The sequence below is a fragment of the Acidobacteriota bacterium genome (genome assembly GCA_033549365.1).
GTDB lineage: Bacteria > Acidobacteriota > Aminicenantia > Aminicenantales > Saccharicenantaceae > JAWSUF01.
The window spans coordinates 53,122-72,492 of record JAWSUF010000002.1 but is presented as its reverse complement, the minus strand read 5'-3'; the positions used below and the strand labels follow the sequence as shown (position 1 = coordinate 72,492).

The following is a 19,371-nucleotide window of genomic DNA, read 5'->3' as shown; positions in this document are numbered from 1 at the left end:
AGCTAAAACATCTTCACGGCCTTGAATTTCGCGTCAAGAACGGCCTTTTCCGGTAACCGGGAATCGAACCCGTAGAGAGCGGATTCCCAGGATCCGTACATCGGGTTTGGGATGAGAATCCATCGGTCTTCCCAATAAGCGGAGTGGGCATCGGCGAGCCGGGTGCGCTTCTCCAGCGAATCCCTCGCACCCGAGACGAAATCCCCCAGATCGTCGCCCACGAGCAGAAGCACCCGGTAATCCCGGCAGACGTGAGCGCGGCGTTCGCTCTTGTCGGCGGACGTCCAGCCGTTTTCATTCCGGGTGAGAACGTTGTCGATATCCCTCCGGACCGGAAGGCCGAGGTCAAGAAGATTCTGCCGGGTATCCTCTTCCTGGGAGGCATCCCGGTTGGTGACGTAGAACACCGTCACGCCTCTGGCAACCGCGTAGGCCAGGAAGTCCGGCGCTCCGGGAATGGGAGGCGCCGCCCGCCGCTGGGTCCACTCCGTCCAAAGCGCCCGGTCGAAGACGATCCGGTCGGCAATGAGGCGCCCCTGGAAGGGCGAATTGTCGAGGACGGTCTCATCGATATCCAGGATAACGGCCGGAGGAAGATCCTCAAAGGGCTCGGTCTGTTCCAGAGCCGCCGTCCAACCGGCGTCGACGAGCGCGGCGTCGAGCACCGCCGCCGCCCGGGCGAAAGCGGACTTCGCCAGGATCCGGAATTCCGCGGAGGTCTGGACCCAAAGGACGGTGTCGAGCATTTCATGGGTATCGCGCAATGCCGCGGGAGGAGCTTCGGCATGTCCTGGGACTGGCGTCCTCACGACCGCACAGCCCGGGAAGACAGCCGCCACAACGATCGCGGCCGTCAGGACAATCGCCGGAATGAATCCCTTGCGAATCATGTCTCGTTCTCCTACCTTGGAATTCTCTCGAAATCTCTTCCGGATCTTGATGGCCTACACGGCAACTTTCCTGCCGATTCGGAAATCCCCGTGCTTTCTCACTTACCTTATCACAAAACATGCCTCAGGCGATAACGGCCTAATGGCATCAAGGCTTCAAGACCAGATCAAGTCCGAGTATATCTTTCATGCGGGCGAAATGACCGTCCAAAGTCAGAATCCCGCATCGATGCTGTTTGGCATTCTGAGCGATGATCAGATCGGGAATTCCGACTCCGTTCAGTCCGTCCTTGAGACATCGATATTGAAACTCGATGATTTGATCCCATTCGATCGACATCTTCAATTTTTTGACGGCATTCAGCAATTCAATAACCCTGTGCAGCCCGCGAATCCTTAAAAACGGGACCAGTTCGGCAAGAATGAGATCATTGGCCACAACTAGGTTCTCATCGATCAGAACATCAAGATCCGCGCAGCACCCGTCTCCCCGGAAGTACGCAACCCAAGCGGACGTATCCGCTAGGACCTGCACCGGCGGCCTCTCAAGACAGCCAAATCGATTTCCAGCTCGATCTTCCCCTTGAATTTCTTTATTCCGGATATCCGGGATTTTCTGATCATCTCTTCCAGGGCGGTAATGATGGCCCGCGTTTTTGTCGGAATTCCCGTCACTTTCATGGCCTCTTCAATCAGATCTTCCGGCAAATCAAGAGTCGTGCGCATAACTGCCCTCCATATGCATAATGTCTTCTATTTATGCATATGGTGTCAAGAAAAAAATTGCCCACATGAGAAGAGACGCTCCCAGTATTCAGAAATTCCCATTCTCGCAAGTTCGGAGCAGTTTTCCGGACCAGGGGGAAAGTTTTCAGAAGCTTTTGAAACGGATTTATGAGTCTGAACGCTAGAGGTAGATTCTATCTCCCGCGATGAGGCCCATGACACCATCGAGGCACTCCGAACAGAAGAACCCCCGTTCCGTTCCGGATTTCGGGTCGAGATTTTCGTGGATTTCCACGCAGGGGTCGAAAAGCATCCGGGCCAGGACGGATTCGATATCGAACACCACATCGAAATAGACCCACTCCCTGCAGTTCTTCGTCCAGGCCCGGCCGCGGAACGTCTCCCGGAAACCGGCCTCGAGAAGATCTTTTTCGAGGGGTGCGAGGTGACGGCAAACCATTGTTCGACTCGTAATCGGGTGACGGACCGAGATTATCACCGCAAGAGATTTCGTTCAAGCCCGGCAGGCATTGACACCCATCGGGCCGGGCGCTAAACTCCAAGGCGTGTTTTACCCCTTCCTCGATCTGGCCGCCTGCCCGGTGTGCTTGAGCGGGCTTGTCCTTCTTGCCCCTGTCGAGAAACCCTGCCGCACGGCCATGCGGATGTCGCCGCACCGGAGAATGGGCCCGTCCGGAGCGCCTGTCGGCCCTTTGCCGCCCGTTTCCGGCGAGCCTCTGTCGAACGCGGATACCGCAGGCTTTCCGTCGCCTCTCCTCAAGCTCCTCAGGGCCGCGGCGGCTTCACCCGTCATCGACGGACGCCACACCGAAGTCGAGGTGGCCGAAGACATTTTATGCTGCACGGGCTGCGGACGCTGGTTCCCCGTGCGCGAAATGCTTCCCGAGCTTCTGCCCGATCATCTGAGATCTCCGGACCAAGACAGGGAGTGGATGACCCGCCATCTCGCCGCATGGCCCCATACCGAAATCAAGGAAATCGGGCGGCGTCTCATCGAAAGCGTTCCTCCTCCTGATCCCGCGCCGTCCGACGAAGGCGCCCGCTACAAGATCGCCGAGATGGGCATCACCCGCCGGAGTCTGCCCGCCTCCGTCGCCGTCATGAAGGAACACGGCATCCTCGAACGCGGTTTCGACCGAAACGACCTGGCCGCCTATCTTCGAGGGACGTCCCTCGGCGGCATCACCCATCACCAATCGGACTGCCATCCCCACGACATCTTCGTCGTCCGCAAGGCCGGAAGCGCCGGACCGGACAGCCGTTCGCCCCGGAAGCTTCTGGCCGGTTTGACGGCGGCGCCGCGTTCGGGTTTCGCCGAAGCTCACGGTTACGGCCGTCAACACCGGCGACACGATATGGCTTGCCGCTCCCGAAGACGGCCGCGGCGCCGTCAAGCTCGGCGCCCGCCTTTTTACGGCAAAGCGCGAGTTGCTTTTGGAATTCTTCGGGCTGTTCGCCCTTCCCCGCGACGTTCGCCCCGGCGAAAGCGCGTCCGTCGAGATTTGCCTTCCTGAGGTCGACAAACCCGGCTCTTACGAGGTCGAACTCGACCTGGCCGCCGACCTGGGCGCCGTCACGCGCGTCGTCAGCAAAGCCGTTGACGGCCGGGCGCAGGATTTTATCCTGCCCGACTCCGGCCTGTTGTGGTTCCGCCACCAGGCGTTCCAGCCCATTTACCGGCCGCTTGTCGTTGCGCAAAAAGGAACGCCCGCGCCGCCTATGGTAAAGACGGACGATATCGACGCGGCCACAAAACCGAGACGAGTCATCCCGGGCATCACGGCCCTGAGAAGATTCCTCGGCAGGATCCGCCGAGCCGTTTTTCCCCGACACCCGGGTCCTAATGTCCCGTCTCACAAATCCGTTTCCTAAGTCTTCCGCTTATTCCGCAACCTTCGATCCGGAGCCAAGCTCGGGTTGCCAACGCATCTCCAGGCGCCGTCCATGAACGGCGCAGTCCCTGAGATACAGGTTGATCAGGTTCTGGTACGGCAAACCGGTTTCTTCGGCCAGCGCTTTGAAATGAGCAATCGTATCCCGATCCAGACGAATCGTGACCGACTGTTTGAGATATTTGACATAAGGGTTTTTTCGGGACTTCATTCCGGTGAAATCATATGTTTTTCTCATGACATCATCTCCCAACGGTTTTGGCTTCCTCAAACGAGATCCCGTGTTTGCGCCGGTTGGTTCTATCCTTATTGTCGTCCCAGACAAAAACAAGCTCTTTCATACATACAATGTATGTCATCAGAGAACGCATGTCAAGCGTGCGTTCGGGCCACGGAGTTGATATAATTGTGAAAATCCGCTGACGGAGGCGACGCGATGAAGGAATGCAACGTCCGGGAAAACATGGCCCGCTGCAACTGCACGTACGATCCGTGCAGCCGCAAGGGCGTCTGCTGCGAGTGCCTCGCCTACCACTGGAGGAACAAGGAACTTCCCGCCTGTCTTTTCCCCGACGACGTCGAGAAAACCTGGGACCGGTCCCTGCGCCGGTTCATTCAAGTCTACAAGGACAAGGTTTGATCCGCTCATTCTATTCCATCCGCGCGCGAATGGCCGTCTCGGCCTATGTCCGGTCCCGGTTCCCAGGCATCGGTCTCCGAGACCGGGCCGGGATTCCGTGTCCGCTCGATCCTCGGCCGATTTTCTCCGGGAGCCCTCCCGCATCTGCCGCGGATCTTAATAGGATTGCCCCGATAACGGGGTCCGGACTTGAAGAGGCGACCGCATGAAAAAGAATTCGAGGGCGGGGGAAACCCGCCGCCATGTCTACGGCCCCGTGCCGTCGCGGAGGCTCGGCTACTCGCTCGGTATCGACATCCTGCGCCCCAAGACCTGCACGATCGACTGTGTCTATTGCCAGTTGGGCCGGACGCCGCGCAAGACCGTCAGGCGCGGGGATTTCGTGGATGTCGAGGCGGTTCTGGCCCAGGTCCGGGCCGCGGTCGAATCCGGACGGCGCATCGACCACATCACGTTTTCGGGATCGGGCGAGCCGACGCTCAACAGGTCCATCGGCCGGATCGTCCGGGCGATCAAGGACATGACCGATATTCCCGTCGTTGTCCTGACCAACGGAACGCTCCTTCACCGCCGGGATGTCCGCCGGGACATTCTGGCCGCTGATATCGTCGTCCCTTCCCTCGATGCGGCCACCTCAACGATGTTCGGTCGGGTCAATCGGCCACATGCCTCGCTGACTTTCGATAAGATGATCGCGGGACTCAAGGCCTTCCGCCGCGGGTTCCCCGGTCAAATCTGGCTGGAAGTCATGCTCTTGAAGGGCCTGAACGACGGCCCGGCGCATCTCCGGAAACTCAAAGCTCTGATCGCCGAGATCGAGCCCGACAAGGTTCACCTCAACACGGCCGTCCGGCCCCCGGCGGAAAAGACCGTCCGGGCGCTCAGCCGGGAGGATCTGGAAACCATCCGGGATTTTCTGGGCGGGACGGCCGAAGTCATCGCCGATTTTCATCATGCCCGGCGTCCGCCGGCCGAGGAAGAAACGGCCGCGGCCGTCCTGGACATGGTGCGGCGACGGCCCGTGACGATCGCCGACATCGCCGCGACTCTCGGACGCCATCCCGATGAGATCCGGAAAACGATCGACGTCTTGATCTCCGAAGGCCGCGTCCGGCCCGTCCGCCGCTCCCGCCGCATTTATTACACCCCGGCGTCTTGACACGACCCCACCCCGACTCTGAGCCAAAGCCCAACACCGATACCGGGCTGTTCTCGGCTCGGTTTTTCAGGACAAAGACCCGGCTATGACATTCATTCAACAATCCAAGGAACGGGAAATGTGTTTTTGCCGGAAATTTCCGGGTAGCTTTTCGGCGGCACGATCTTTTCTTGACGGATGCCCGGCGCGGGGATAGAATTCTTCTAATGAATATGCGGTGGCTGGTTCCGGCTCTGGGCCTGATCCTCATTCTCGTCCCGCTGCCGTTCGTATTCCTGTCCCTCCTCGTTCCCTGCCTTCTCATCTATCGGGCGAGAGGCGCTCCCCCGGCCATCCCCTCCGTTATCGACCCGGCGTTTCAGCCTGTTTTACCGAGAAGTCCGCCTTTCTGACCTCCTCTTTTTTCTACGCGTTTTCGCGAAACCCCGAAAAACGTCGAGAGGAGGAACTCCATGTTCGACAAAGATGCGCCATGCGCCCGCAACGAACCCGGCAAGGGAAAACGCCCGAAGACGGCTCTCCACGCCAAGCTCCGGACGGCCTTCAACAAGCTCCGCGGAATCCCTCTGGAAACGGATATCGCGGATTACGAGAAAACCGTCGAAGACATCCATGCTGCCCGCCTCTCCCGGGGGCCCGACCGCAATTTTGAAACGCCGCGGGAAGTGATTGCGGATCACCCGACCGGACAGATTGATCCCGAATCGTCTCCCCGGGAAGCCGCAATCGAAACCTTTGCTCTCGTCTTCGAAGCGGCGCGCGGGATGATCGGACTCACGCCCCACGACGTCCAGCTTATCGCGGGTTTGGCCATGTCCGAAGGCAAGATCGCCGAACTGCCGACGGGGGAAGGCAAAACCCTGGCCGCCGTCTTTCCCGCTGTGCTTTTCGCCCGAGCCGGCCGGTCCGTTCATGTCCTGACTTTCAATGACTATCTCGCCCGCCGCGACGCGGCCTGGATGGGCCCGATTTACCGCCGGCTCGGCCTCTCGGTCGGCGTCATCCAGGAAGGAATGGAAAAGTCCCGGAAGCAGACCGCCTATGCCTGCGACGTCGTCTATGCCACCGCCAAGGAAGCCGGCTTCGATTACCTTCGCGACCGGCTGGCCTATGAGCCCGGCGAACTCGTCCAGAGGCCTTTTGATGTCGCCCTCGTCGACGAGGCGGATTCCATTCTTATCGACGAAGCCCGGACGCCTCTGGTTATTTCCGGGATCGTCAAGAACGGCGCCCTCGACGCCGTCCGCCCGGCCTCCGCCGTCCGCCGTCTTGAAGCCGGGCGGGATTATGAAACGGACGATGAACGGCGGAATGTCTATCTTACGGACTCCGGTCTCCAAAAAGTCGAGAACCTTCTCGGTTGCCGGAACCTCTTCGCCGAAGACAACGCACCGCTCCTGGCCGCGGTTTATTGCGCGCTTCACGCCGAGGCCCTGCTCGAGCGCGACGTCGACTACATCGTCCGGAACGGCCGCATCGAGATCGTCGACGAGTTCACGGGGCGGGTCATGGACAAACGCCACTGGCCGGACGGCCTCCAGGCCGCCGTCGAGGTCAAGGAGAATCTCGGCGGCCGGCCCGAAGGACACATCATCGGTTCCATCACCCTGCAGCATTTCTTCGGGCTTTATCCGTTTCTCTGCGGCATGACCGCAACCGCCGCCTCCTCGGTCCGGGAACTCGGGGAATTCTACGGGACCAGCGTCCTCGTCATCCCCCCGCATCGGCCCTGCATCCGGCGCGATTTTCCGGACACCGTTTTCACGCACAAAGCCGCCAAGATCCAGGCCCTTGTCCGTGATCTCGTCCGAATCCACGAAACAAGCCGGCCGGTCCTCGTCGGCACATCGAGCGTCCGGGAATCCATGGACCTGGCCGCCGCGCTGCGGGCGGCCGGCACGGCCTGCGAAGTCCTCAACGCCGCAAACGACGAACGCGAAGCCGGGATCATCGCCCGGGCGGGCGCGCCCGGAGCGGTGACCATCTCGACGAACATGGCCGGCCGCGGCACCGACATCCGTCTGGGAGGCCCGAACGGAGAGGAATACGACCGCGTGACGGCCCTGGGAGGACTTCACGTCATCGGGACCAACCGCCACGAAAGCCTGCGCATCGACCTCCAACTGCGCGGCCGGGCCGGACGGCAGGGTGACCCCGGATCATCCCGTTTCTATATCAGTCTCGAAGACGACATTTTCGTGAAATACGGTCTTAGCTCGAAAATCATGGCCCGCCACGGCCTCGGACCGCGGGATGGAGATCTCGACGACAAGCTCCTCCGCCGGGAAATCCTCCATGCCCAGCGCGTCATCGAGGGCCGGAATTTCGACATCCGCCGGGCTCTTCGGAGATATTCCTCCCTCCTGGAAACCCAACGACAAATCGTCTCCGGTTGGCGGGACGCGGTTCTCGATCCGCGTTCCGGGATCGAAACGCCGTTTCGTCCCTCCCCGAAACTTGAGAAAGAAGGATCGGCCCGGTTCGGACCAGGGCCGTTCAACGCAACCGCCCGCCGGATCGTCCTGAACCGGATCGATCTCAGCTGGGCCGACCATCTCGCCGCCCTGGCCGATTTGAGGGAAAGCATCCACCTCGTCTCTCTGGGCCGCAGGGAGCCGCTCGGGGAATTCCAGAAAGCCGCGACCGAGTCGTTTCTCGGTCTGCAAGACAGGATCGAGCAGGACGTTGAGAAGGCGCTGAATGGGCTTGTCGACCAGGAAAAGGCCGCCTTGCCGGAGATGGAAAGCCTGCGAGGACCCTCCTCGACCTGGACCTATGTCCTCAACGAAGATCAATTCGGATGGGGCGTCGAGATGCTCAAGGGAACGAACATCGGCTTCTCGGCCGGGGCGGCCGCCGTCATGGGTCCGCTCTTCATCTTCACGCTTCTCGCCGCACGGCTGAAGAGAAATCGTTCCCGGAAGGGGAAATCCTAAGCCGGCCCTACCCCTTTTTGCCGCCGACCGTAATCTCCGCCACGCGGAAGGACGGGCTGCTCAGCCCGCCGCGCATGTCGAGATCGTCGGCGACCATATCAATCGCATTCAGGATATCGCGCGTCGTTCCGCCGAGCGTCACGCCGTCGACCGGATGGACGGGTTTGCCGTCCTCGATCCAGAATCCGGAGACGCCGACAGAGAAGCTTCCCGTCGTCGCGTCCGTCCCGGTGCCCCGCATGCCGTGGACCCAGAGACCCTGTTTCATGTCCTTGAACAGGTCCTCCGGCCGGCTCGCGCCGTTGGCCACGATGATGTTCAGATAGCCGGCGAACGGTCCGGACTTGTAGCCGCCGCGGCGGGCGATCGTCGGCGTTTGGACCCCGGCTTTGCGGGCCGTCTGGGAGTCGTAAAAGAACATCTTGAGGACGCCCTTGTCGATGACGGTGTTTTTCCGGACGGCCCCGCCTTCGCCGTCGAACGGCGTGGCGGCGATGTGCCGGGGAATCGTCGGATCGTCGACGACGGTGATGAGCGGCGATGCGATGGGTTGATCCAGCATCTCCGCCATGAAGGTCGTCTTGCGGAAGGCCGCGTCGCCGTTCAGGGCGCTCAGGATCCCGGCCCAGAAGGAGGGTGCGGCGTAACGGTCGAAGACGACCGGCACCCGGGCCGTGGCCGTCGGGCGGGCGCCCAGCATGGCCGTCGTCCGCTCGACCGCCGTCCTGGCGACCTCTTCGACGGGGGCAAGATCCTTGAAATACCTCTTGGCGCTCGACCAGCCGCCGCCCTGCATGCCGGCGCCTTCGCCGGCGATCACGGACACGCTGAAGGCGCAGCTCGTTTCCTTGAGGAGACAGGAGACGCCCTTTGAATTGAAGATCCCGCCCTCGCGCATCCCGTTGGAAAAGGAACCGCCGTAGCTGTTCGTGATCCGCTCATCGCTCGCCAGAGCGATCTTCTCGACCTCACGGGCGATGGCAATCTTCTTCTCGTCGGGGACGGCTTCCATCCCGGGGTCGAAGATGTCGAGGTCGGGCGGCTTTTGCGGACCGAAATCGGGGAGTCCGTGCCAGGGCTTGGCCTCGGTCATCCGGGCCATATCCACGGTCCGCTTGACTGCGTCCTCGATCGCCGCCGCCGAAAGGTCGGACGTATAAGAGAAGGCGTACTGCTTGTCGATGAAGACGCGCAGGCCGAGGCCCTTGGCCGTGGACGTCTTGAGGGATTCGACCTCGCCGTTTCGAACGCCGACATTGAAGCTCTTGACCGTCTCCAGGCAGACTTCCGCTTCGTGGGCGCCGGCCTTGACGGCTTTCTTGACGGTGTCTTCGCCGATTTTCCGGATATCCATGTCCATTCTCCTTCAGACCCTTGCCCCGCCCACGGTGATCTTGTCGACTTTAAGAGTGGGGTTTCCGAAGCCGACCGGCTTGGACTGGCCGGCCTTGCCGCAGCTCCCGCCGCCGATGACCACGAGGTCCGAGGCGACCCGGGAGATGTTCATGAGGACGTCCGGCCCGTTGCCCATGAGCATGATGCCCTTAAGCGGTTGCGCCACCTTTCCGCCCTCGATCATGTAGCCCTCGGTGACGGAGAACACGAAGCGCCCCGTCGTCGGCTGGACGTTGCCGCCGCCGATCTTGGCGATGAAGAGGCCTTTGTCGACGGACTTGACAATGTCCTCGGGGGCGTCTCCGCCGGGCAGGAGGTAGGTGTTCGTCATGCGCGGGATGGGATAGTGCTGGTAGGACTCGCGGCGTCCGTTGCCCGTCTGTTTCGTCTTCATCAGCCCCGCATTCAGGCGGTCCTGGATGAAGCTTGTGCAGACCCCTTTATCGATCAGGACAGTGTTCCGTCCGACGTGGCCCTCGTCGTCCACGTTGACGGCGCCCCAGCCGCCCTTCCAGGTGCCGTCGTCGGCCAGGGTGACGGCGGGGGAGGCGATGGGCTGGCCGAGCTTGTCCCAGAAACAGGATGTTTTTTTCCGGATGCCGTCGGCTTCGAGACTGTGGCCGATGGCCTCGTGGAAGAAGATGCCCCCGAATCCGGCGGCGATGACGATCGGGAACTCGCCGGCCGGGGCATCCTCCGCCGGGAGGAGCCGGACGGCCATCTCGGCGGCCGTGCGGCCGAAGAGCTCGGCCTGGGCCGCATCGAAGTGTTCGAAACCGTAGGCGCCCGACTTCGACTCGTAACCCATGGCGCGCTTGTCGCCTTCGAGGGCCGAGGCGCTGGCGCCGAAGCGGGTCAGAGTCTGGAGATCTTCGACATAGAGGCCGTCGGAATTGGCGATGAGGATCTTTTTCGTGGTGTCGCCGAAGCCGACGCCGACCTGGGTGATTCTTTTGTCGAAGGCCCGGGCGGCCGCATTGGCTTTGAGGAGGAGAGCGATCTTGTCGCGCGCGGCGACGGAATCCGGGGGGATCCGGACCTGGTAATAGGAGGGCGGTTCGAGGACGCGGAACAATCCGGGAGCCGGAGCGGCCGCGCCCGAGGCGATGAGGGCGGCTGTCGCCGCCGCTTCCTCGAGGCGGGCGAAATCCAGGTCGTCGGAGAAAGCGTAACCGGTCTTCTCGCCGTGAAGGACCCGGATACCGGCGCCCATGTCCAGGCCGCGGACGGCCGAGGAGATCTTATCCTCGTCGAGGGAGATGCTGTTGCTGACGGTGTATTCGAAATACACCTCGGCAAATTCCCCGCCCCGGCCGAGGGCCGTTTTGAGCAGCCGGGCCAGGTCCTCCCTGGTGACGGGAAAGGCGGCCGCCTTTTGGACGTCTTCCAGGGGATCGACCCCGGCGAAAGCCAGTTGCTTCCAGAGGGGAAGCGAAACGACCAGCGCTCCCGAGCAAAGGCTTTTGCCCAGGAAGGACCGCCGGTCCATCAATTTGGGCATCTTGGGATTATTCATGAGGCCTCCAGATTTGCGTGATATGGGAATTATACGTCAATTGGACAGGATTTGTTTATAATCACGCTTTTTTCATGGAAATGGCCCGGCGTCGCCGCAAGATGGATAATCCGGCAACCAGGAGTTAAGATGATCGATGATGAAAATGTTTGACAATCCATCCATATTTTACTAATATAGATGGCATGCTATCCAGATTCATCGAGTCCAGAATCATCGAAACCCTGGAAAAACAACTCTCTTTTTTCCTCCTTGGACCGAGACAGACAGGGAAAACAACGACTCTGGCCGGAATTTTCCAGTCCTATGAGCACATCGCACTCAACCTGATGGAGACAAAGGACCGGTTGCGATACGAGCGGGATCCGTCCCTGCTCGCCCAGGAGGTTTCGGCTTCCGGAAAAAAGCATGTCTTCATCGATGAAATCCAGAAAGTTCCGGCTGTGCTGGACGACATCCAAGTGCTGATCGACCGCGATAAAAAGATTTTCGCTTTGACGGGTTCTTCGGCAAGGAAGCTTCGAAATCGAAACATCAATCTTTTGCCCGGAAGAGCTCTTCATTTCCGTATGGATCCCCTGATCTATCCCGAATACAGGAATGCCCTCGAAATCGCGAATGTCGCGGATCTCAAGCGTGTTCTGAAAAATGGGGAGCTCCCGGGAATCCTGACTCTCGTCGCGGATTCCCGCGAAAAACAGGCGCGCGAAGTCCTTTCATCCTACGTGACCGCCTATCTGGAAGAGGAGATCCGGGCCGAAGCCCTGGTCAGAAATCTCGGTGCATTCTCAAGATTCTTGAAGCTGGCCGCGGAAGCCTCGGGCGGACTTCTCAGCATGAGGTCCATGGCCCAGGATATCGGGGTGACCCACGCCACGATATCCGGACATTTCCAGGTTCTCGAAGATTCCCTGGTCGTCGAAAGAGTCGACTCCCTCCTCCCGGCCGGAGAGCGCGGGAAGCTTCGCAAAGCCTCGAAATACATCTTTTTCGACACCGGCGTCCGAAACGCCGCGGCCGAAGTGCTCGGACCGGCCGAGTTCACCACAGAATACTGGGGAAGCCTTTTCGAACAATGGATCGGCCTGTCCATTCTCCGGATGATGAGAGCCCGGGGGATTTCCGGCAAACTTCTGTATTGGAGGGATTATGCCGGAAGGGAAATCGACTGGGTGATCGACCTCGGCGATCGCTGGATCCCCATCGAAGTCAAGTGGGGGGAGAACATCAGGCCGGCGGATATCCGGCACCTGGAATATTTCATCGAGACCTACAGGGACAAGGCCGGTCAAGGCTTCATCGTCTTCACCGGAATGAGAGACAGGAAAATCGACGACCGAATCACCGCCCTGTCCTTCCGAAGCTTCCTGGAAAGAATCTTTTCCTGATTGCAAGCCCGGCGGATTCGGGGTGTTGTGCCCTCTCAAGCTTTATGCTAGGATTCCATCTCAAAGGGTCGGACGGACCAGAAAAACCGGAGAACAGAGGAGAGTCCGCTTTCATTTTTCCGGCGGCGTCACAGCGCAAACAAGGGGGAGTTCCGCGCCTTCTTTCCCATCATCATTTCAATCTTCAAGGAGTCCTGCATGTTTCCTAACACCCATTTCGCCAAGGCCTCGAAGTACTGGTACCAGGGCAAGATCTACGACTGGTCGGAGGCCGTGGTCCACCCCATGGTCCATGCCCTCCACTATGGAACCTCCGTGTTCGAGGGCATCCGGGCCTACGCCGCCGACCGCGGGCCTGCCGTCTTCCGCTTGACGGAACACATCGACCGCCTCCTCGTCTCCGCCGAAGTCTGCCGCATGGACCACGCTTACGGCCGTGACGAAGTCATCGACATCGTCAAGCTCGTCATGCGCGAAAACGCCATGCAGAGCGCCTACATCCGCCCGCTTCTCTTCTACAGCTACGGCAACCTCGGCCTCTATCCCAAGTTCTGCCCGGTCGATCTCCTGGTCGGCACCTGGGAATGGGGCGCCTACCTCGGCGACAAAGCCGAAAAGGGCGTCTCCGTCTGCGTCATCCCCCAGCGCCGTGTCCACCGCTCCCAGCTCGACATGCGGGCCAAGCTCGGCGGCGTCTATGTCCAGTCGACGATCTGCGGCATCGATGCCCGCAAAGCCGGCTTCGACGAGGCCGTCTTCCTGAACATGGAGGGCCGCGTCGCCGAAGGTCCGGGCGAAAATATCTTCCTGGTCAAGGACGGCGTCTTCCACACGAACGACGGAACGGAGTCCATCCTCGAGGGCATCACCCGGACGAGCATCCTGAAAATCCTCGGCGACCTCGGGCACAAAACGCGGATCGCTCCCTTCACGATCGAGGATCTCGTCACGGCCGACGAGGTCTTTTTCACCGGAACCGCCGTCGAGGTCACCCCGGTCGTCAAAATCACCGACACCTCGACGCCCGGCGCCCCGGCCCGGGAATTCACGATCGGCGAAGGAACGCCGGGCCCGCGCACCCTCGAGGTTTCCCAAGTCTACAGGGAAGTCGTCACGGGGAAGAGGCCCGAATACGAGAATTGGCTGACCTATATCGATGCTTGAGGCGCACAGACCGATATCTGAACCGAATCAGCCGAATCCAAGACCGAGGCGAGACAGGCCGCTATGAACTTGCAGACCTCGGAAAAAGCATAAGATGGATCAAACAGGAAAGATAAAAGGCCGCCCGGGCCGCTTGTCCTTCAGGACGATCGGCCGCGTCCGGTCCCCCTTCCGGAGTCCCGATGACATCACCCCGGAAATCCTGGCGTCCCCAACGGCCTTCGACGACATCGAGGGCGAAATCCACATCCACAAACGCTACGCGGCCGGGCTCAAGGACATCGACGGGTTTTCCCATCTCATCGTCATCTTCGCCTTTCACAAGGCGGGCCCGCCCAAACTCCTGTCTTTGCCGCCGGGTCAGACCGAACGGCGCGGCGTTTTCGCCACGCGCTCGCCCCACCGCCCGGGCGGGATCGGCATGACCGTGGTCCGGCTTCTCGGCCGCAAAGACAACGTTCTCCGCATCGCCGGCCTGGACATGATCGACGGAACGCCCGTCCTCGATATCAAGCCCTACACCTCGCGCGACCGGAAGATCGACATCCGCCAGGGCTGGCGCGATGAAGAAACAGCGTTAACGCCGGCTTCAAAAAGCAAACCGGCTGGATATACAAACAAAAAGGAAACAAGGAGGATCGCCCGATGACCAAATTTTTGTGCGCGGCCATCGCCCTGTCCCTCATTCTTCCGGCCGCGGCGCTTGCCGCGGAATCGAAGATTTTCCCCTTCGATTACCGGATCGAGGAGATCGACAACGGGCTGAAGGTCGTCTCCATTCCCCTGGACAACCCCCATATCATCGCCTTTTACACCATTGTCCGGGCCGGGTCCCGTAATGAGGTCGAGCCCGGAAAGTCCGGGTTCGCCCATTTCTTCGAGCACATGATGTTCAAGGGCACCAAGGACGTGCCCAAGGAAGCCTACGACGAGTTTCTGACCCGCCTCGGGGCCGGGACGAACGGGTATACGACGGACGACTATACCTGTTACTTCGTCGTCTTCGCCGGACGGGAAAACCTCGAAGAGGTCGTCCGGATCGAGGCCGACCGATTCCTCAACCTTTATTACGACGAGGAAATGCTGAAGACCGAGGCCCCCGTCATCGAGGGCGAATACTACGCCTCGGCCTCCAACCCCGACCGGCGGCTGTTCGAGCTGCTGCGCGACACGGCTTTTGAAAAGCACTCCTACAAGCACACGACGCTCGGTTACCTCCGGGACATCCTGGACATGCCGAACCAGTACGAATACAGCCGCCTCTTCAAACAGCGCTTCTACGCCCCCGACAACACGATTCTCCTCGTCGCCGGAGACTTCGATCATGCCCGGCTCATGGCGCTCGTCCGTGAACACTACGGCGCCTGGGAACCCTCGGGATATTCGCTCCAAACACCGGTCGAACCGCCCCAGACCAAAGCCAAGCGGGCGCATTACCCCTGGCCTTCGAAGACTCTTCCCCGCATGGCGATGGCCTATCGCGGACCCGCCTATACGACGGAATCCATCGACAAGGCCGCCCTCGACCTTCTGGCCGAAATCGCCTTCTCGTCTTCTTCGCCGCTTTACCAGCGGCTGGTCATCGAGGAGCAGAAGTGCGTCTCGCTCGGCGCCAGTTTCGCCGACCGGCGCGATCCCTATCTTCTCGTTCTCTCGTCCGTCCTGAGAAATGACGAGGATCTGCCCTATGTCGAAAAGGCCATCCTGGACGAGCTCGAACGCATCAAGACCGAACCCGTCGACGAGAAAAAACTGGCCGACGTCAAATCCAATCTCAAGTATTCCTTCGCCCGGGTTCTGGGTACGACGGACGGCATCGCCGGATCTCTGGCGCACTCTATCAATTTGGCCGCAGACCCGGGCACCGTGAACGCTCTCTACGGGCTCTATGAAAAGGTGACCCCGGCCGACATTCAGGAAGCGGCCCGGAAATACTTCGTTCCGGCCGCAAGCACGACGGTCACCCTGACAGGAGGAGGACAATGACAACCCTGATGCGATATGCCGGAGTCGGAATCGTCTGTCTGGGGCTCGCCATGTTCGTCACAGGCTGCGGCGGCAAAAAGACCGGCGGGCCGGTCGTCGAACTCCTGCCCATCGAGGGCAATCCGCTGGTCAGCCTGCGCATTGTTCTCAACGTCGGTTCGGCCCACGACCCGGCCGGAAAGGAAGGCCTGGCCCAACTCACCTTGAACCTCCTGGCCAACGGCGGAAGCCGCGACCTGACCTTCCAGGAGATCTCCGAACGCTTCTATCCCATGGCCGCACGGCTGGGGCTGCGGGTGGACAAGGAGATGTCGGCCTTTTCCGGAACCGTTCACGTCGACAATCTCGAAGCCTATTATGCCATTCTCCGCGGCATGCTTCTCGAACCGGGTTTCCGCGAGGAGGACTTCACCCGGATCAAGACCAACCAGGTGAACTTCCTCGAACGGACGCTGGTCAACAACATGGACGAGCAGTTCGGGAAGGAGATCCTGAACCTCATGCTCTACGAGGACCATCCCTACGGCCGGAACGAGGCCGGGACGGTGGAGAGCGTCTCGAACCTGACGTTGGACGACGTCCGGTCCTTCTACAAGGAGCATTTTCTGCGCGGGAATTTCACGATCGGTCTGGCGGGCGGTTATCCCGACGGATTTGTCGAAAAGGTGACCGCCGACTTCGCCGCCCTTCCCGAAGGGCGGACGCCCCAACTCGTTCTTCCGGAGACGCGGATGCCCTCCGGGCTCGAATTCATGATCGCCGAAAAACAGACTCCGGCGACGGCGATTTCCATGGGTTTTCCCGTCAAACTCACCCGGGCGGACAAGGACTTCTTCGCCCTGTGGATCGCCGGCGCCCACTTCGGCGAACATCGCCAGTCTCTCTCGCTTCTCTTCCAGAAGATCCGCGAGGAGCGCGGCCAAAACTACGGCAACTACGCCTACATCGAACACTTCATCCAGGGCCGCGACAAGTTCCCGGCGACGAATTACGCCCGGCAGCAACAGTATTTTTCGATTTGGATCCGGCCGCTGGCCAACTCCAACCGCCATTTTGTCGTCCGGCAGGCCTTGCGGGAGCTTCGCAAGCTGGTTGAGGAGGGCATTCCCGAAGAACGCTTCGAACTCACCCGGACATACCTTCTCAATTACACGCGGCTTTACGCCCAAACGCTGGATGAGAGAATCGGCTGGCAAATCGACTCCCGGCATTACGGCACCCGGGATTTTCTGGACGATGTCCAGAAACGGCTGCCGCGCATCAGCCGCGAGGATGTCAACCGGGCCATCCGGAAGCATTTGAATTTCGACAACGTCATGATCGCCGTGATCACCGAGGACGCCGAGTCTCTCCGCGACGCGCTCATCGCCGATACCCCCTCACCGATCTCCTACGCCAATCCGAACATGCCGGCGGAGATCCTGCAGGAAGACCTGGTCATCCAGTCCTATGCGCTCGGCGTGCGGCCCGAAACGGTACGGATCGCGCCGGCCACGGCCTTTTTCCGGAAAGCCGGCCTGCCTATGGAATAAGTTTGATGACAATGTTCAAGAGAGCCGCTGTGGCGGCGGCCGTCGTCACGGCTCTTGTCGGAGCAGACGCCGCATTGAACAGTCAGGACCTCCGCGGCAAACTCGGTGAGCCACAGAACTATCGGAGCCGGCGCATCTCTTCCCATGACCGAGCGGGCGGCAACCGGGACTCTCTTGTCATCGAACCCGGCCATACGGCCGTTCTGGCCGAGATCGAGGGCCCGGCCGCGATTCACCATATGTGGATGACCGCGGCCGCCGAGCCGTTTTACGGCCGGAAGCTCATCCTCCGCATTTATTGGGACGGCGAAGAGGCGCCGTCGGTCGAAGCTCCGCTGGGCGATTTCTTCGGTGTCGGACACGGACTCAACCGGAATCTGAAGTCGCTCCCCATCTCGAATTCTTCCGAGGGCCGGGCCCGCAACTGTTTCTGGTACATGCCCTTTCGCTGGTCATGCCGCGTGACCCTGACCAACGAGGGATCGCGGGCGGTCAACGCCTTCTACTATTACATCAATTACCGGGAGATCCCGGATCTTGAACCCGACGTCCCTTATTTCCACGCCCAGTACCGTCAGGAGATGCCTCCGGAAAAAGGCCGAAACTATCTCATCCTGGATGCCGTCGGCTCCGGCCATTACGCCGGCTGCGCCTTCAACGTCCTGCAGAGATCGATGGGCTGGTGGGGCGAGGGCGACGACATGATCTTCGTCGACGGCGAATCCGAACCCTCCCTGCACGGCACCGGATCCGAGGACTATTTCGGCGGCGCCTGGGGAATGAGCGAGGACGAAAGCCTGTTTTACGGCTGTCCCCTCCAGGAAGAGGATTTCCAGGCGGGCTCCAAGGCCTCGGTCTATCGGTTCCACATCGCCGATCCCATCCCTTTCCGCAAATCCATCCGGGTGACCATCGAACACGGCCACGCCAACGACCGGTTCGATTTTTTGTCCTCAGTCGCCTTCTGGTACCAGACCGAACCCCACAACCCCTACCCGCCGCTTCCTCCCGTCGATCGACGGCTGCCCTTCGCCATGGAGATCCCGACCGGGTTTGCCGTTCCCGAATGGATCCAGGAAGACGGCAACGCCACGATCTTCACCGATACCTCAACGGGAATCCGCGTCTCGGGGCCCGAACTCCGGCACGCCCTGACGTCTTTCTACAGCCCGCGGGGCGGGCGATATCCCATGATCGCAACTGAAAACGCGGTCGAGGGTACGGCGATCGATATCGCTTTCCCCATCGAAATCGCCGAAGCCTATGACCTTGACCTCTATCTTCTCAAGGGCCCGAGGGCCGGCAACCTGAAAATCCTCCACGTGCGCCTCGATGCGGAAACCGGCGAAGAGGAGACCACGGAGCCGGCCGCGTTTTCCGGCTATGCGACGGACAGCGAACTCGAAAAGGTGTCCCTGAAAAGCCGAATCCTCGAAGAGGGAATGAATACCCTCCGCTTTGTCGTCGCCGGGGAAAACCCCCGATCCCGGGCCTTTGACATCGGCTTTCTCGGTCTGGCCCGGACGCCCTCAAACCGCAGATTTATCATGGATTGGAACCTCGTCGCGCCGTTCGAAGCTCCCGATATGGACTCCCTGACCGTCGCTTTTCCACCGGAACAGGATGCCTCAACCGATGGAAGATATCGGGGAAAGAGCGGAGCCGAAATCCGCTGGCGGGCGGTCCGGGCTGAACGCGGAGGCTACGTCCGTCTGTCCGAGCTCGTGGAGCCCAACGAAAACGCCGTCGCCTACGGACTTGTCTGGGTCCGCTCGCCGGACGAGCGGACGGCACACGTGCTTCTGGGGAGCGATGACGGCGTCCGGCTTTGGATCAATGACGAACTCGTCCATACCAACCCCGTCTATCGGGCCGCCGAACCCGACCAGGATCATGTCGCCGTCAGGCTGAAGGAGGGGTGGAACAAGGTGCTGATCAAAGTGCTTCAGGGAGGGGGCGAGTGGGGCTATTATCTGCGCTTCGCCGACCCGAAGGGGGAGCTCGTCTGGAGCCTGACGCCGAAGCGCTGAACTTCTCTTTCTGTGCCCGCTCGACCCTCCGACGGCTTATCCGGGATTGTGCGCGGGCCGAGATTGCCGCAGCGATGAGGAGCGGACTGCGCAGGC

At 60.7% G+C, this 19,371-nt stretch carries 19 protein-coding genes; 12 read left to right on the top strand and 7 right to left on the bottom strand.

Annotation, left to right across the window (positions count from 1 at the left end):
• Positions 1 to 2 precede the first annotated feature (2 nt).
• From SCM96_03075 to SCM96_03060, 4 genes are all read right to left on the bottom strand, one after another.
• Positions 3 to 890 (bottom strand): HAD family acid phosphatase, encoded by an 888-nt coding sequence (locus SCM96_03075; protein MDW7759604.1) that lies wholly within the window; start codon positions 888 to 890, stop codon positions 3 to 5.
• Between the two features lie 148 nt (positions 891 to 1,038).
• A complete protein-coding gene (locus tag SCM96_03070) occupies positions 1,039 to 1,425 on the bottom strand; it encodes a PIN domain-containing protein (GenBank protein ID MDW7759603.1) in 387 nt (128 codons plus the stop codon).
• Positions 1,413 to 1,616 carry a type II toxin-antitoxin system VapB family antitoxin gene (locus SCM96_03065; protein ID MDW7759602.1) on the bottom strand — a complete coding sequence of 68 codons (204 nt, stop codon included), beginning with the start codon at positions 1,614 to 1,616 and terminating at the stop codon, positions 1,413 to 1,415. Before SCM96_03065 ends, SCM96_03070 begins: the two co-directional genes overlap by 13 nt.
• A gap of 181 nt (positions 1,617 to 1,797) precedes the next feature.
• Entirely contained in the window at positions 1,798 to 2,076 is a 279-nt protein-coding gene (locus tag SCM96_03060) for a hypothetical protein (GenBank protein MDW7759601.1), read from the bottom strand.
• A gap of 106 nt (positions 2,077 to 2,182) precedes the next feature.
• Between SCM96_03060 and SCM96_03055 the strand changes: the two genes are divergently transcribed.
• Together SCM96_03055 and SCM96_03050 are read left to right on the top strand one after the other, a co-directional pair.
• On the top strand, positions 2,183 to 3,151 hold the full coding sequence (locus tag SCM96_03055) for a hypothetical protein (protein ID MDW7759600.1): 969 nt from the start codon (positions 2,183 to 2,185) through the stop codon (positions 3,149 to 3,151).
• Positions 3,072 to 3,509 carry a hypothetical protein gene (locus SCM96_03050; protein MDW7759599.1) on the top strand — a complete coding sequence of 146 codons (438 nt, stop codon included), beginning with the start codon at positions 3,072 to 3,074 and terminating at the stop codon, positions 3,507 to 3,509. The genes SCM96_03055 and SCM96_03050 overlap by 80 nt, the downstream gene beginning before the upstream one ends.
• 9 nt (positions 3,510 to 3,518) lie before the next feature.
• On the opposite strand, the gene SCM96_03045 is transcribed toward SCM96_03050, so the two are convergent.
• On the bottom strand, positions 3,519 to 3,767 hold the full coding sequence (locus SCM96_03045) for a BrnA antitoxin family protein (protein MDW7759598.1): 249 nt from the start codon (positions 3,765 to 3,767) through the stop codon (positions 3,519 to 3,521).
• Between the two features lie 198 nt (positions 3,768 to 3,965).
• On the opposite strand from SCM96_03045, the gene SCM96_03040 reads away from it, so the two are divergent.
• The 4 genes from SCM96_03040 (at position 3,966) to secA2 (ending at position 8,264) form a co-directional block, all read left to right on the top strand.
• Positions 3,966 to 4,169: a DUF6485 family protein gene (locus SCM96_03040; GenBank protein MDW7759597.1), complete on the top strand. Its 204-nt coding sequence runs from the start codon at positions 3,966 to 3,968 to the stop codon at positions 4,167 to 4,169.
• A 205-nt stretch (positions 4,170 to 4,374) separates the two neighbouring features.
• Positions 4,375 to 5,328, top strand: a complete 954-nt coding sequence (locus tag SCM96_03035) for a radical SAM protein (protein ID MDW7759596.1) — start codon at positions 4,375 to 4,377, stop codon at positions 5,326 to 5,328.
• A 206-nt stretch (positions 5,329 to 5,534) separates the two neighbouring features.
• A complete protein-coding gene (locus tag SCM96_03030) occupies positions 5,535 to 5,720 on the top strand; it encodes a hypothetical protein (protein MDW7759595.1) in 186 nt (61 codons plus the stop codon).
• A 60-nt stretch (positions 5,721 to 5,780) separates the two neighbouring features.
• The gene (gene secA2 / locus SCM96_03025; protein MDW7759594.1) at positions 5,781 to 8,264 is read left to right on the top strand and encodes an accessory Sec system translocase SecA2; all 2,484 of its coding nucleotides are present in this window, start codon (positions 5,781 to 5,783) and stop codon (positions 8,262 to 8,264) included.
• 7 nt (positions 8,265 to 8,271) lie between these two features.
• Here the strand turns inward: secA2 and SCM96_03020 are convergent, their stop codons facing one another.
• Both SCM96_03020 and SCM96_03015 read right to left on the bottom strand, forming a co-directional pair.
• Positions 8,272 to 9,618: a TldD/PmbA family protein gene (locus tag SCM96_03020; GenBank protein MDW7759593.1), complete on the bottom strand. Its 1,347-nt coding sequence runs from the start codon at positions 9,616 to 9,618 to the stop codon at positions 8,272 to 8,274.
• A 12-nt stretch (positions 9,619 to 9,630) separates the two neighbouring features.
• Positions 9,631 to 11,175, bottom strand: a complete 1,545-nt coding sequence (locus SCM96_03015; GenBank protein MDW7759592.1) for a TldD/PmbA family protein — start codon at positions 11,173 to 11,175, stop codon at positions 9,631 to 9,633.
• A gap of 185 nt (positions 11,176 to 11,360) precedes the next feature.
• On the opposite strand from SCM96_03015, the gene SCM96_03010 reads away from it, so the two are divergent.
• The 6 genes from SCM96_03010 (at position 11,361) to SCM96_02985 (ending at position 19,275) form a co-directional block, all read left to right on the top strand.
• The gene (locus SCM96_03010; GenBank protein ID MDW7759591.1) at positions 11,361 to 12,563 is read left to right on the top strand and encodes an AAA family ATPase; all 1,203 of its coding nucleotides are present in this window, start codon (positions 11,361 to 11,363) and stop codon (positions 12,561 to 12,563) included.
• A 198-nt stretch (positions 12,564 to 12,761) separates the two neighbouring features.
• Positions 12,762 to 13,727: a branched-chain amino acid transaminase gene (locus SCM96_03005; protein ID MDW7759590.1), complete on the top strand. Its 966-nt coding sequence runs from the start codon at positions 12,762 to 12,764 to the stop codon at positions 13,725 to 13,727.
• Between the two features lie 94 nt (positions 13,728 to 13,821).
• Positions 13,822 to 14,376, top strand: a complete 555-nt coding sequence (tsaA, locus tag SCM96_03000) for a tRNA (N6-threonylcarbamoyladenosine(37)-N6)-methyltransferase TrmO (GenBank protein ID MDW7759589.1) — start codon at positions 13,822 to 13,824, stop codon at positions 14,374 to 14,376.
• Positions 14,373 to 15,713, top strand: coding sequence for a pitrilysin family protein (locus SCM96_02995; protein MDW7759588.1), 1,341 nt, complete (start codon positions 14,373 to 14,375; stop codon positions 15,711 to 15,713). The genes tsaA and SCM96_02995 overlap by 4 nt, the downstream gene beginning before the upstream one ends.
• Positions 15,710 to 17,245: a pitrilysin family protein gene (locus tag SCM96_02990; GenBank protein MDW7759587.1), complete on the top strand. Its 1,536-nt coding sequence runs from the start codon at positions 15,710 to 15,712 to the stop codon at positions 17,243 to 17,245. Before SCM96_02995 ends, SCM96_02990 begins: the two co-directional genes overlap by 4 nt.
• Before the next feature lie 5 nt (positions 17,246 to 17,250).
• On the top strand, positions 17,251 to 19,275 hold the full coding sequence (locus SCM96_02985; protein MDW7759586.1) for a glycoside hydrolase family 172 protein: 2,025 nt from the start codon (positions 17,251 to 17,253) through the stop codon (positions 19,273 to 19,275).
• Positions 19,276 to 19,371: the final 96 nt, after the last annotated feature.